12 protein-coding genes and 3 pseudogenes are annotated in these 13,324 nt (G+C 62.4%); 11 read left to right on the top strand and 4 right to left on the bottom strand.

Going from position 1 to position 13,324, the window contains the following annotated elements; all coding sequences use genetic code 11:
* The 4 genes and pseudogenes from B0G82_RS37545 to B0G82_RS37530 form a co-directional block, all read right to left on the bottom strand.
* Window positions 1-408: an iron-sulfur cluster assembly accessory protein gene (locus tag B0G82_RS37545; RefSeq protein ID WP_121311313.1), complete on the bottom strand. Its 408-nt coding sequence runs from the start codon at window positions 406-408 to the stop codon at window positions 1-3.
* 50 nt (window positions 409-458) lie between these two features.
* Window positions 459-653: a 4Fe-4S binding protein gene (locus tag B0G82_RS37540; protein ID WP_026226294.1), complete on the bottom strand. Its 195-nt coding sequence runs from the start codon at window positions 651-653 to the stop codon at window positions 459-461.
* A gap of 40 nt (window positions 654-693) precedes the next feature.
* Window positions 694-2,289: a nitrogenase cofactor biosynthesis protein NifB gene (gene nifB / locus B0G82_RS37535; protein ID WP_121311312.1), complete on the bottom strand. Its 1,596-nt coding sequence runs from the start codon at window positions 2,287-2,289 to the stop codon at window positions 694-696.
* Window positions 2,290-2,543: 254 nt separating this feature from the next.
* Window positions 2,544-4,246 (bottom strand): annotated as a pseudogene (locus B0G82_RS37530) (sigma 54-interacting transcriptional regulator).
* A 318-nt stretch (window positions 4,247-4,564) separates the two neighbouring features.
* Between B0G82_RS37530 and B0G82_RS40895 the strand changes: the two are divergent.
* The 11 genes and pseudogenes from B0G82_RS40895 to B0G82_RS37475 all read left to right on the top strand — a co-directional run.
* A pseudogene (locus B0G82_RS40895) lies at window positions 4,565-5,236 on the top strand (aminotransferase class V-fold PLP-dependent enzyme); the annotation flags it as partial.
* Window positions 5,237-5,428: 192 nt separating this feature from the next.
* Window positions 5,429-5,803, top strand: a complete 375-nt coding sequence (gene erpA / locus B0G82_RS37520; RefSeq protein ID WP_121311311.1) for an iron-sulfur cluster insertion protein ErpA — start codon at window positions 5,429-5,431, stop codon at window positions 5,801-5,803.
* A 23-nt stretch (window positions 5,804-5,826) separates the two neighbouring features.
* Window positions 5,827-5,949, top strand: a pseudogene (locus B0G82_RS40890) (2Fe-2S ferredoxin); the annotation flags it as partial.
* Window positions 5,950-6,374: 425 nt separating this feature from the next.
* On the top strand, window positions 6,375-7,511 hold the full coding sequence (nifV, locus tag B0G82_RS37510) for a homocitrate synthase (RefSeq protein WP_121311310.1): 1,137 nt from the start codon (window positions 6,375-6,377) through the stop codon (window positions 7,509-7,511).
* Complete coding sequence (locus B0G82_RS40325; protein ID WP_164862329.1) at window positions 7,508-7,660, top strand: hypothetical protein; 153 nt, start codon at window positions 7,508-7,510, stop codon at window positions 7,658-7,660. Before nifV ends, B0G82_RS40325 begins: the two co-directional genes overlap by 4 nt.
* Window positions 7,661-7,665: 5 nt before the next feature.
* Window positions 7,666-8,004, top strand: coding sequence for a nitrogenase stabilizing/protective protein NifW (gene nifW / locus B0G82_RS37505; RefSeq protein ID WP_105512130.1), 339 nt, complete (start codon window positions 7,666-7,668; stop codon window positions 8,002-8,004).
* A gap of 34 nt (window positions 8,005-8,038) precedes the next feature.
* Entirely contained in the window at window positions 8,039-8,887 is an 849-nt protein-coding gene (locus tag B0G82_RS37500) for an electron transfer flavoprotein subunit beta/FixA family protein (RefSeq protein WP_105512141.1), read from the top strand.
* The gene (locus B0G82_RS37495; protein WP_116140802.1) at window positions 8,884-9,987 is read left to right on the top strand and encodes an electron transfer flavoprotein subunit alpha/FixB family protein; all 1,104 of its coding nucleotides are present in this window, start codon (window positions 8,884-8,886) and stop codon (window positions 9,985-9,987) included. The genes B0G82_RS37500 and B0G82_RS37495 overlap by 4 nt, the downstream gene beginning before the upstream one ends.
* Before the next feature lie 11 nt (window positions 9,988-9,998).
* Window positions 9,999-11,309: an FAD-dependent monooxygenase gene (locus B0G82_RS37490; RefSeq protein WP_121311309.1), complete on the top strand. Its 1,311-nt coding sequence runs from the start codon at window positions 9,999-10,001 to the stop codon at window positions 11,307-11,309.
* Window positions 11,306-11,605, top strand: coding sequence for a ferredoxin family protein (locus tag B0G82_RS37485; RefSeq protein ID WP_105512133.1), 300 nt, complete (start codon window positions 11,306-11,308; stop codon window positions 11,603-11,605). Before B0G82_RS37490 ends, B0G82_RS37485 begins: the two co-directional genes overlap by 4 nt.
* Before the next feature lie 743 nt (window positions 11,606-12,348).
* A complete protein-coding gene (locus B0G82_RS37475) occupies window positions 12,349-13,086 on the top strand; it encodes a helix-turn-helix domain-containing protein (RefSeq protein WP_105512134.1) in 738 nt (245 codons plus the stop codon).
* Window positions 13,087-13,324: the final 238 nt, after the last annotated feature.

Raw genomic sequence — 13,324 nt, 5'->3', positions numbered from 1 at the left:
TCAGGAAGTCTGACGCGGCAGCGGCGGCCGTCCGCGGCCAATCGCGCTGACATCGATGGTCGCCACGCCTGGCGGCGCCGAATCCGCACTGCTGCTGCAACCACAAGCGGCCTGGTTCGGATTGAAGAAGATCAAGCCGGACTGGGTTGGCGTGTCGGCGAAATCTATCGTTATGCCTTCGAGCATCAGCCGGCTCTCAGCCGGCAGGAATACGCGCAAGCCGTTGATGTCGAGTTCCTGTTCGCCTGGTTGTAGCGCCGGCTCGGCGGTGAATTCCGCGGTATGGCCGGAACAGCCGCCGGCGCTCACCACCAGACGAAAGCCGGCGCCAGCCGGCAGGCCCGAAAAGCCCACGATACGACGCATAAACTTCTCGGCGGCGCTCGTAACAGTTACGTTGGACAGCATGATGCGTAGTCTCCTGTTGGATGAATGGCCGGCCCGGCCACGAGCCAGACTCAAACCTGAACGATGCAGCCGTCCACGGGACACACCGCGACGCACTGCGGGTCGTCGAAGTGGCCTTCGCATTCGGTGCATTTCTTGGGGTCGATCGCGAACACGCCGCCTTTCTCGCTGATCGCGACATTGGGGCATTCCGGTTCGCAGGCCGAGCATCCCGTACAGGTGGACGCAATAATCTTCAGAGGCATGGAGGCTCTCCTGTTGTCCTGTCTGGAAGGGTGTGGGATATCACGCCGCTGAGGCTGACGAGGTGTAAGCGCCCTGGCGGATTGAAGCATCGCCGCGGTCCCGATGCACGATGGCGCCGCTGGCGATGCGACTGCGGTAGTCGTTGAACCAAGCAAGCAGCGCTTTTTCGATGAATTCGCCGACGTACTGATCGACCGGCTCGATGCCCGCTTGCGCCAGTTCGTCTTTCGGGCAGGCGCCGATCTTCGCGACCAGCACCGCGTGGCAGTCGTGGAGCGCGCGCACGACCGACGGTAGTTGCTCGTCGTCGCCATAACCGCCCCGGCAATACAGGTCCACCCGGCGATGGCCGCCGAACAGCGCTTCGGCTGCCGAGACCTCGAAGATCTGAAACTCCGCGACGTGGCCGAAGTGCTCGTTGACCCGGCCGCCGCCCTTCGTTGCGACCGCGACCAGCACCTTCATGTCGTCGGCGACGTCGATCTCGCGAGAGACAGCCAGCGCTTCTTGCTTCGCGTCGTGCTGCGCCTGACGCTCGGCTTCGACGCGCTGCTGGTATTCACGGCGGCGGTCGAGGTCGTAGACCACTTCCATCTGCTCGATCTTGTCGAGCGTGAATTCCTCGCTGCGGTCCTCGCCGAGCAGGCCAACCGCATCCGCGCGGCACTGGCGGCAATGACGCATCAGGTTGGCGCCGCCCATGCAGGCGTCCTGCACGGCCTTGAGTTCCTGCGCAGTCGGCCCGCGCTGGCCGCTCAGGCCAAAGTGAGTGCCGTGTTCGGGCTCCGAGATCAGCGGCATGATGTTATGCAGGAACGCGCCGCGTTTCTTCACCTCGCGGTTGACCTCGATCAGGTGCTCGTCGTTGATGCCGGGAATCAGCACCGAGTTGATCTTGGTCAGCACGCCGCGTGCGGTGAGCATCTCGAGACCCTTCATCTGCCGGTCATAAAGGATGCGGGCTGCTTCGTAACCGGTCACGCGCTTGTGCTCCCAGAAAATCCACGGATAGATTTTCTCGCCCACCGCCGGGTCGACCATGTTGATGGTAATTGTCACGTGGTCGATGTTGTACTTGCAGATTTCGTCCACAAGGTCGGGCAACGCCAAGCCATTGGTCGACAGGCACAGCTTGATGTCCGGCGCCTGTTCCTGCAGCATCCGGACCGTCTCGAAGGTCTTCTTCGGGCTCGCCAGCGAATCACCAGGACCGGCAATGCCAAGTACCGTCATCTGCGGAATCTCGCTTGCGATGGCCACGACCTTCTTCACTGCCTGTTGCGGCGTTAGCTTCTGAGAGACCACGCCGGGACGCGACTCGTTCGAGCAGTCGTATTTGCGGTTGCAGTAGTTGCACTGGACGTTGCAAGCCGGCGCCACCGCCACATGCATGCGCGCATAGTGATGATGGGCTTCTTCCGAGTAGCACGGGTGATTCTTGACCTTCTCCCAGATGTCCGGCGGCAAGTCGTCGAGACTGCCCGACGCGCCGCAACTGGCCTTACCCTCGCCACCGTGCGTGCCGCAGCCGCCACCGGTGGACGGGTCTTCGATCTTCACGCCGAGAGGTTTAATCTGCCCGATGCCGATATAAGCCGCTGCGGGCAAGTCGCTCGCATTTGAACTCGCTTGCATGGATATCTCCTCGCAACCGACGGCGGCCGCGCGCAAGCCATAAAGCCAGATCCATGCCACTCGACAAGCAAGCCAAGGATCAACGTGTTAGGGGATATTTCGCAGTTATGTATGATCCCGGCGCGCGACGTATCCCTCCAATTTCGTTGCGTCGTGTCGGTGTTGCGACAAATCTCACACGACCTGGAACGCATGTGCCGAACCAGCGAGATGGACCCGCACAAGCTGGGTAGGCGAAGCATTCTCTATCCTGGTCAGAACCGGTGAACCTCAATAGAGGATGTATGCAGCGCATAGCCTATCTGCCGGGGCGTGATCCCCAGGAAGCGCGCCGCCTTCGCCTGGGCCGAGCCGCTGCGCTCCGTCGACCAGATCAATCGTTCGCGTTAACCCTCCGGCTTCCCCGGCTTGCGATGTCGTGAACGTTCAGTCGTCCGCCGCCGGATCCAGATCAGTGGCAGCCTCAGTGGCCGGGCTGCCCACCAGACAGCCGGTGGCGACGCCATATCCGGATCATGATGCCCGTACGGCGGCTGCGACGACGGCACTTCAGCGATCGGCATTTCGCCCAGAGGCGCGGAACGAACCGCATCCTCGCGCTCGATGTAGTGCAGCACCTTCGTCAGATAATGGTCCTCCTGACACAGGAACTTGAAACGGTCGATCACGCCGTCACGCGTCATGGTCGCCTTGCATTCGACACAGTTCTCCAGTTCACGAACTTTGCCCGGCCAGTAGCATCTCATCAGCACCCGCATCGCTTCCGCGTCGAGGCGAATGGACTGCGCGTTTTCACGGTTGAAACGGGCACGAAGCTGTGCCTTGGCCGGAATATCTTCTCGCCGCTCACGCAGGGGCGGCAACTCGATACTGACCACGTTGATACAGTAGTAGAGATCCGAGCGCAACTCGCCGGCCGTCGCCATCCGTTCAAGGTTGCGATTGGTCGCGAGAATCAGACGCACATCCACCTTCACCGGCGTCATGCCGCCGACACGCTCGAACTCGCGCTCCTGCAGCACGCGCAACAGCTAGGCCGGAAACGACGGCGCGATATCGCCGATCTCGTCAAGGCACAGCGTACCGCCGCCAGTTCGAAGCGGCCCTTACTTGTGGCCCCTGCGCGCCGGTGAAGGCGCCTTTCCCGTCGCCGAACAGCTCGCTTTCCCGCAAGGACTCCATCAACGCCGCGCAATTGCCCGGACGAACGACTCGCTGCCACGCGGCGACAAGTCGTGGATCGCACGCGCGATGAATTCCTTGCCAGTGCCACTCTCGCCGTGCAGCAGCACGATGGTACGCGCGGGGGCGAGCTGGTGAATCTGTGCGAACACTGCCTGGATCGCCGCCGAGACACCGACTACCTGGTCGATCTGTTAAGCGGGCTTGATCACCTTCCGCATGCGCCTGACGTCATCCTGCATGCTATCGTGCGCCGCGCATACGCTGCGCTGGAGCGGCAACGTCTACCCCCATCAGGGTCGCGACAATCATCACCAGATGCAGGTCATCGACAAACAGCCGGCTTGCACCGGGGTTCACGCAATCGACAGCGAGCACGCCGAGAGTGCGCCGGTCGGTGTGGATCGGCGTCGCTAGCATGGCGATGCACGCCCCCGGTATCTGGTCCGCGCCACCCATGCGAACAGGAGCGACGGTTCATCATTCACGTTGGACACGATCACCCCGATGCCGCTCTTTCACGCGCGGCCGACGGTGCCTTCGCCGGGACGGAACTGAAGACGCTGCTGCTCGTCACGCGAAAGACCCGTAGCGCTCAGGCCGCCCAGTTGCCGGTCCGGTTCGGCCAGCACCACAAAGGCGCGCCGCCACTCCATGGTGCGCACAAGATAGTTCAGGGACTCGGGAAGGCTTTTGCCACATCGAGCGACGAAACCAGCGTCTTGCTCGCCTCGTAGACACCGTCCAGCGCTTGCCGGGCAACGGCCGCCTGCATGTTCACATTGACTTCCTCTTCGTGCGCTGCGCGCTTTCGATGTACCAGCGCAAAGCGCAAGATCAACGCAAAGACACGGCGTCTAAGGTAAGCCCATTTCTACGCCTGATGATTGAGCCATCGCGCATGTCAATCCCGCGTGCGCAACGACAAATCCGACAAAAAGGACGACGAAAATCCGGGCTCGTCGCGCGCATCGACACAAAAACAACAGCGAAACAACACCGGACCGGCTGAACGAGGCCACTAGAGCGTGAAAATCCACTGGCATGGAAGTTGCGCTGAAGGTCGCACTACCCCCGCTTTCAGGAGCCTGCAATGTCGGATTTCCAACGCGTCAGCACCGGCCTTCATCCACGCGGCGCCGACCCCGTGTATCGGGATCATGCCACCACCACGGCGGTCGATCCGCGCGTGATCAGACGCATGCTCCTTACCTGATCGAGATGTACGGCAATCCTGCCAGCCGTTCGCATGCCTATGGCTGGGTCGCCGAAGAAGCGGTTGAACTGGCCCTCGAACAGGCCAGTTCGCTCGTGAACGCGGACCCGCGCGAGATTGTCTGGACCTCCGAAGCGACGGAATCGAACAACCTCGCGACAAAGGTGCCGCGCACTTTCATCGCGCCAAAGGCAATCCCCTGGTGACGCTCACGACCGAGCACCAGTCGGTGCTTGGCGCGATGCCCGAACTTGATCGCGAAGGCTTCGAGGTCACAGTGTTGCCGGTGCAGGAAAGCGGCCACGTGGACATCGCTGCAAACGGCGCGCTCTGCCGCGCCCGGGGCATCCTGCTGCACGTGGATGCCCCGGGCGCCGGCAAGTGCCGGTCGATCTGATGTCTTTCCCGGCTCACAAGATCTACGGCCCCAACGGCATCGGCGCGCTATATGTGGGGCTCCGGCCGCGCGTGCGGATCGCGTGCCAAATGCACAGCGGCGTCCACGAGCGCGGCATGCGCTCCGGGACGTTGTGCACGCATCAGTTCGTCGAGGAACTGGCATCGCCGCCGATCGCGATCCACTGCTCGATTCTCGCCGAGGACGCGATCAAGGCGGCCGTGTCCGACTTTCGCCCGCGCCAGACGCTTCGAGGCGCAGTAGCCAACGACCTGCAACTCGCCGAGCAACCGACCTGCTCATCCAACCCGAAGTGAGTCCATTCAAGCCTGAGAGGAACCTCCATGGAAACGCTCGCCCAACCGGCTTCCGCCACACCCGGCGTCATGCCGGGCCTGCTCGAATTCACGCCTCAGGCCGCTGCGAAAGTGGCCTCGCTGATCGAGGAAGAAGGCAATCCCAACCTGAAGCTGCGGTTGTACGTGTCCGGCAGCGGCTGCTCGGGCTTCCAGTACGGCTTCGCGTTCGACGACCAGGTGGTGGACGACGACATGCAGACCGTCACGGACGGCGTCACGCTGCTGGTCGATTCGATGAGCCAGCAATACCTGTTCGGCGCGCGCGTCGACTACGAAGACGGCCTGGAAGGTTCGCGCTTCGTCATTCACAACCCCAATGCGCAGAGCAACTGTGGCTGCGGCAGTTCGTTTTCCGTGTAAGACAATCATGACAATCTCACTGACTGGCGCCTCCTGACGACGAGGAGAACAACCAGTTCGACAGTGCATGGGGTCTTGACGTGCAATCGCGTCTCGCGTGCTGCGTGAAGCTGCGCGACGCCGACCTGACGATCGAACCGCCGTGACATACGCGCGACCTCGCGCGTGAGCACTGGGGGCAAGCGTCCTTAGCGCTGTGCGGCCTCTTCAAGCGCCATGGCGGTCATCGCCGCGAGCGCATAGCCGCGCTCATAGCCGCTGCCTCTGTTTATCTTCCGGCATCGTCGTTCCTATGGATAGCCAATCCCTACAGCGTTTGCATCGCACCCATGGCGTCCGCACGTCCTGGCTGACCACGCACATCGCGTCGTCCATCGCTTTTTGCAGCGCCGTGTTCCTCGCTACACCTAGCTGTTCGAAACAGGACATTCGCGACAGGTCTTCGTTGGGACCGCTTCATCACAGCGCCAGCGAACGCCGGGAAGCCCCGCGGCAAGCGGCTATTCGCAGTAACCGTGCATGGCACAGTACTTGCGATGGGTATGATCAAATGCCTAAAGGACCACTTCCCGTGTCGAATCCGATCATCAACGACACCACACTGCGCGACGGCGAACAGACCGCTGGCGTCGCATTCACGGTTGCCGAAAAATGCGCGATTGCCGAGGCGCTGTCAAGCGCCGGGGTACCCGAACTGGAAATCGGTATCCCCGCAACGGGTGCCGAGGAAATCGATTGCATCCGGACCATCGTCGCGCTGAATCTCGACGCCGATCTGATGGTCTGGGGCCGTCTCACCGACGCGGACCTGGCGTCGGCCTTGTGCTGCAATCCCGACATCATTCACCTGTCGATTCCCGTCTCCGATATCCACCTTCAACACAAGTTGCGCCAGCCGCGCTCATGGGTGCTCGCGCAGGTGAATCGCGTGATCAGCGCCGCCGTCAAAAGCGGCCGCAAGGTTTCGCTGGGCGCGGAGGATGCCTCGCGCGCGGACCCCTCGTTCCTCGACGACGTGGCGCGGCACGCGCAACAGTGCGGTGCGCAACGCATCCGCTTTGCGGACACGCTCGGCGTCCTCGATCCTTTTTCGACCTATGAAGCGATTGCGCGATTGCACGACGCGGTCGATCTGGAAATCGAAATCCACGCGCACAACGACCTCGGGCTCGCGACCGCGAACACCCTTGCCGCACTGCGCGCCGGCGCAACCCACTCCAACACCACCGTCAATGGTCTCGGCGAACGCGCCGGAAATGCCGCGCTGGAGGAGATCGTGATGGGCGTGCGCCATATCATGGGTCGCAACACCGGCGTCGACACGACCGCGCTATTGAGCATCTCTCGGCTTGTCGAACGGGCTTCAGGACGCCCGGTCGCGCTGAACAAAAGCATTGTCGGCGCCGGCGTATTCACGCACGAGTCCGGCATCCACACAGACGGGCTCGCGAAGAATGCATCGACCTACGAGAGCTTCGATCCCGCCGAACTCGGTCGCGAACGCTCGGTCGTGCTCGGCAAGCATTCGGGTTCGCAAAGCGTGCGCCAGGCTTATGACGCGCTCGGCCTGCCCGTCAGTGAAAAGCTGCTCGTGCTGCTGCTGCCCCGTATCCGGCACCATGCCACCCAGCACAAGCAAGCGCCCAGCGCCGCCGACCTGTATCGCTTCCTGATCGAGTTGCGCTACACCGTCGGAGAATTGTCATGAACGGCGCTGTGGTCCGCTTCACGAAGTGCGTCGCGCAACCCGATCAGTCTGGCACGACGCCGCCGTGCGCCACCAGCGACGCCTGCGACAAGTACTTCGCCGAGCCGACGTTCTGTCCGCATCTATCCTCATCCGCTTGCAAGGAGTAAACGCTATGAAAAGCTTTGTCCAGCAACTCAAGGCGCTGTCCTCAGCCGAGGACTTCCTGCAGTTCTTCGGCATTCCGTTCGACCAGAAGATCGTCAACGTGAGTCGGCTACACATCCTCAAGCGCTTCTTTCAGTACATCCAGCAACAGGACGCGCTGCCGGAAAGCGACGAAGGCGCGCTGTTCGCGTCATATCACGCGCTGCTGCTCAAGGCTTACGGCGACTTCGTCACCTCCACGCCGGCGCAGGAAAAAGTGTTCAAGGTGTTCCGGGACACAAACGGGCGGCAGCACGTTTCACTCGACAGTCTGCGCGCGTCGCTGCCCGCGCGCACCCTTGCCTGACAGGTGGAGCAAGACCATGCACATCGTTAAGACCATGCACATTGTCGTCTGCATCAAGCAGGTCCCGGACTCCACGCAGATCCGCGTTCATCCGGTCACCAACACGATCATGCGCCAAGGTGTTCCGGCGATCGTCAACCCGTATGACCTGTTTTCACTCGAAGAGGCGCTGCGGCTGAAGGACCGCTTCGGCGGCAAGGTCACGTTACTTTGCATGGGCCCGCCGCAGGCCGAGGAAGCGCTGCGCAAGTGCATCAGCTTCGGCGCGGACGACGCCGTGCTGCTCACCGACCGCGCATTCGCTGGCGCGGATACGCTCGCTACGTCGTACGCGCTGGCAGCGGGTATCCAGCAGATCGCGAAGGAGCAGGCGGTGGACATCGTGTTCACTGGCAAGCAGACGATCGACGGCGACACCGCGCAAGTCGGCCCCGGTATCGCCAAACGCCTCGGGCTGCAATTGCTGACCTACGTGTCGCGCATCGTCGAGACCGCTCTCGATGCGCGCACGATCACCGTCGAGCGCCGCGCCGAGGGCGGCGTGCACGTGCTCAGGACCGCGCTGCCGTGCCTGATCACAATGCTGGAGAACACCAACGAACTGCGTTTTGCGACGCTGCCCGCGATGATTCATGCGGCCGGCTATCCGGTGCACAAATGGAACTGCGAACAGGCCGGCATCGAAGACCTCAGCAAGATCGGTCTGAAGGGCTCGCCGACAGTGGTCAGCAAAGTCTTTGGACCGACGCCGCGCAGCGAGAAAGCGGAGATGCTCGACCTCGACGCATCGAGTCTTTGCGACGTGTTGGTGAACCTGCTGCAAAAGATCTTCACGCGCCATCCTACTTTGGAAGCTGACCTGCTGATGAAGGAGGGGTCATGAACGCACCCGCCGCCCCCGCGAAGAAACCCGCCGGCCGCGCAGGACGCATCCTCGAACTGCCGGAACACCTGAAGGCCTACAAAGGCGTCTGGGTCTTTATCGAGCACGACCGTGGACACGTGCACAGCGTCTCGTGGGAACTGCTCGGTGAAGCGCGCAAACTGGCCGACACGCTCGGCAGCCGAGTGGGCATCGCGGTGCTCGGCGGCGCGAATGAACCGCTCGAACAGTTTGCCGCAGAAGCCTTCACTTACGGCGCGGACGATGCGTACATCGTCCACGACCCGGTCTTGCAAGGCTATCGCAACGAGCCGTTCACGAAAGGGCTCACCGACCTCGTCCACCAGCATCAGCCCGAGATCCTGCTGCTGGGCGCGACGTCGATGGGCCGTGACCTTGCCGGCTCCGTAGCAACGACCCTGCTGACCGGGCTGACCGCCGATTGCACTGAACTCAACATCGATCCTGCGTCGCGGGCGCTGGCGGCGACGCGCCCCACCTTCGGCGGCTCGCTGCTGTGCACGATCATGACGCTCGCGTACCGTCCACAGATGGCGACGGTGCGCCCGCGCGTGATGCCGATGCCGCTGCGCGACGCCGAACGCACCGGCAACATCGTCCCGGGAACGCTGGGGATGATCGAGACGGATATCGTCACGAGGCTGCTCGACTTTATCCCGGATGCGAGCAGCAACCGGATCAACCTGCCCTATGCCGATGTGATTGTGAGCGGCGGCAAGGGGTTGAAGAGCCCGGAGAACTTCCAGCTGGCGTTCGAACTGGCGAACGTGCTCGGCGGCGAAGTGGGTGCGACCCGGCCATGTGTGCAGGCCGGCTGGGTCGAGGGGGAGCGCCAGGTGGGACAGACCGGCAAGACGGTACGGCCCAAGCTCTACATTGCCGCCGGCATATCCGGCGCGATCCAGCACCGCGTGGGCATGGAAAGCGCAGACGTGATCGTGGCGATCAACACCGACCCGAACGCACCCATCTTCGATTTCGCACACTACGGGATTGTCGGCAATGCGTTGCAAGTGTTGCCCGCGCTGAAGCAGGCTTTTGTGGAGCATTTGACCCGGCGCCGCAAGCAGGCTGCCTGAGGAGAATCACGATGAGAAAACCATCACAGTTCGATGTGATCGTGGTCGGCGCCGGTCCGTCCGGCAACGCTGCCGCTTACACGATGGCCAAGGCAGGTCTGGAAGTGCTGCAGATCGAGCGCGGCGAATATCCGGGCAGCAAGAATGTTCAGGGCGCGATCCTGTACGCCAAAGCGCTCGAAGAGATCATCCCGGACTTCCGCGACGATGCGCCGCTGGAGCGCCACATCATCGAGCAGCGAATGTGGATGCTCGACGACACGTCGTTTGTCGGTACACATGTGCGCAGCGAGGATTACAACAAGCCGCCCTATAACCGCTACACGATCATCCGCGCGCAGTTCGACAAGTGGTTTTCATCGAAAGTGCGCGAAGCCGGCGCACTGCTGCTCTGCGAGACCACGGTGAAGGAACTGATCATTGACGGCGACCTGGTGGTCGGCGTGCAGTGCGACCGCGAGCACGGCGATGTCTATGCCGACGTGGTGGTGCTCGCCGACGGCGTGAATTCGACGCTCGCGCGCAAGGCGGGCTTTCATGGAGAGATCGGGGCCGGCAACGTTGCGCTCGCCGTCAAGGAGATTCTCTTCATGCCCGAGGAGACGATCCGCCAGCGCTTCAACGTCGGCGAGGACGACGGCGTCGTGATCGAGATGGTCGGCAGGATCACCGACGGCATGATGGGCACTGGCTTCCTCTATACCAACAAGGAATCGCTCACCATAGGCGTGGGCTGTATGCTGAGCGACTTCAAGAAAAACCCCAACCGCACGAGCCCCTATGTGCTCCTCGAAAAGATGAAGCGGCACCCGTCGATCGCACCGCTGATTGCGGGCGGCGAGATGAAGGAGTATTGCGCGCATCTGATTCCCGAAGGCGGTTTTCACGCAATCCCGCAGGTCTACGGCCACGGCTGGATGATCGTTGGCGATTCAGGCGGTTTCGTGAACGCCGCGCACCGAGAAGGATCGAATCTTGCCATGACCTCAGGACGCCTCGCCGCCGAAACGGTGATCCACGCGAAAGCCGCGGGCCAAGGCTACCGCGCCGGCACGCTCAAGGCCTACAAGGCCGCGCTCGATCAGAGCTTCGTGATGAAAGACCTGCACAAGTACCGCGACATGCCGGCCGTGCTGCACCAGAATCCGCAGTTCTTCACGACCTACCCCGACCTCATGGCGCGCGCCGCGCGCACGATGCTCACGGTCGACGGTAAGGACAAGAAAAGCAAGGAGCGCGAGATTTTTTCGAGCTTCCGCAAAGCCCGTTCGCTTTCCGGCATCGTGGGTGACGCCTACAAACTCCTGAGGGCCTTCCGATGAGCACCCTACCCGTCAACGTAGAGGAAAAGCTGTTCCAGAACCGTTACCGCGTCGATGCAGGACGGCCGCACGTCCACATCAAGGATGCCGACGTCTGCCGGAGCGAATGCAGCGAGAAGAGTTGCACCTTCGTCTGCCCGGCCTCGTGCTACAAGGCCGAAGGCAACGGCGCGGTGACGCTGATCACCGACGGCTGCCTCGAATGCGGCAGTTGCCGCATCCTCTGTACCGACCACCAGAATATCGAGTGGGACTACCCGCGCGGTGGTCACGGCATCCTGTTCAAGTTCGGTTGACGAACATCGTCATGGCCAGACCAGAACGACATGTGTTTGCTTGCACCCAGAACCGCCCGCCGCAGCATCCGCGCGTCGTCTGCGCAGGCCGCAAGGGCTCGACCGCGCTGCTGAAGGCATTCTGGGCGGAACAGCAGAAACGCCAGGCGCCCGATACCGTCGCGATCACGTATTCGGGCTGTCTCGGCCCGTGCGATCAGGGCACGAACGTGCTCATCTATCCCGACGCGGTGCTCTACAGCGGCGTGACGATGGCCGACGTGGAGAAAATCTTCACGCGTCAACTCGAAGGCCGCGAACCGGTGCGGCGCCTCATCGAAGGCCTGCATGGCGCGCCGGCCGAGCAGATCGACGCAGTCCTGTGGAGCGTCACACTGACCTCTCCGCGAAGCCTTGCCGCCTACTATCTGCTCAACAAATTCCATGCCGGACGCCGCGAACTCGATGAGGCAGAGCACGCGGCCCATCTGGGACTAAAAGCAGCTGCGCATGCCGCCGGGTTGAATGAGGATTGGCAGATGGTACAAGCCGGCGACGCGAACTTCCACGCGCCCGATCCCGCCCGGTCCCGCCCGCTTCTGGCTGTTCACGCTAAAGGCGCTCGCCTTCATCGGCCTGCGGCGCGGCGAACGCGAAACCGCAACACAGTTGATCACACAACTACGACAGCTCGATCCGGCGGGCCACCTCGGCTTCGGCGTAGTGGAAGCGTTGCTGCAACGGTCCGTCTGAGGAGAAGCACGATGTCCAAACAGCCCGCCATCGCATCGTTGGCCGACGACAATCTGGCAGCCGGCGGCGTGGCAGCAGTCGACCGTGCGCTGACCCTGCTGGCTGCCTTCGGCAACGGCACGCACGTGCTGTCATTGAGCGCGCTCGCGGAACGCACGCGTCTGTACAAGAGCACCGTGCTGCGCCTGCTCGCGTCGCTGGAACATGCGCATCTCGTGGTGCGCCGCGCCGATGGCTGCTACGTGCTGGGGTCCGGCGTCGCAAGGCTGCATGCCGTCTATGCGCAATCGTCCTCCAGCGAGTCGCTGGTGATACCCGTGCTGCAGGAACTGGTGGCCGCAACCCGTGAAAGCGCCGCGTTTCACGTACGTCAAGGTGCGCAACGGCTATGCCTGTATCGCGTCGACTCGCCACAGCCTGTGCGAGATCACATCCGCGCGGGCGAGCTACTGCCGCTGGATCGTGGCACAGGAGGCCGGGTGTTGCAAGCCTACTGCCACGAGGGCGACGAGGCACTCGGTCAGCAGATCCGCCGCCAGCAGGTCATCGCGCTAGCAGGAGACCGCGATCCGCAATTGGCAGGTATCGCCGCGCCGGTGTTCGGCCCGTCCGGGCAACTCGCCGGTGTCATTACGCTGACCATGCCCCGCGAGAGACTGGACTCCGCTTGGGCAGAGATAGTGAGGAATTCTGGGCGAACTCTCACACGATACCTTGGCGGAATCAAGCCGGGCGAGGCAGACGGGTAGTGATGCGTGAGGAACGAACTTGGGTTGTTACTCGCTTTTACTGAATGTCTTAATGTTGGCCATTGCGGCCAGCCGCGCTCGATCCCAACTTCGACTCAACGAATGTCAGTACATGGACACCCTCAGTTTGCCAAGTTTTCAATCGGTGATGATGGGTAGGTAGATTGCAACCATAGATTCGGACTTTCAATGTGGCTGTGCCGCTGTGCCTGACGGGTTTCGCTTGATCGGTTCCCCG

The organism is Paraburkholderia sp. BL17N1 (genome assembly GCF_003634175.1).
Taxonomy (GTDB): domain Bacteria; phylum Pseudomonadota; class Gammaproteobacteria; order Burkholderiales; family Burkholderiaceae; genus Paraburkholderia.
This window is presented reverse-complemented; position numbering and strand designations above follow the sequence as displayed.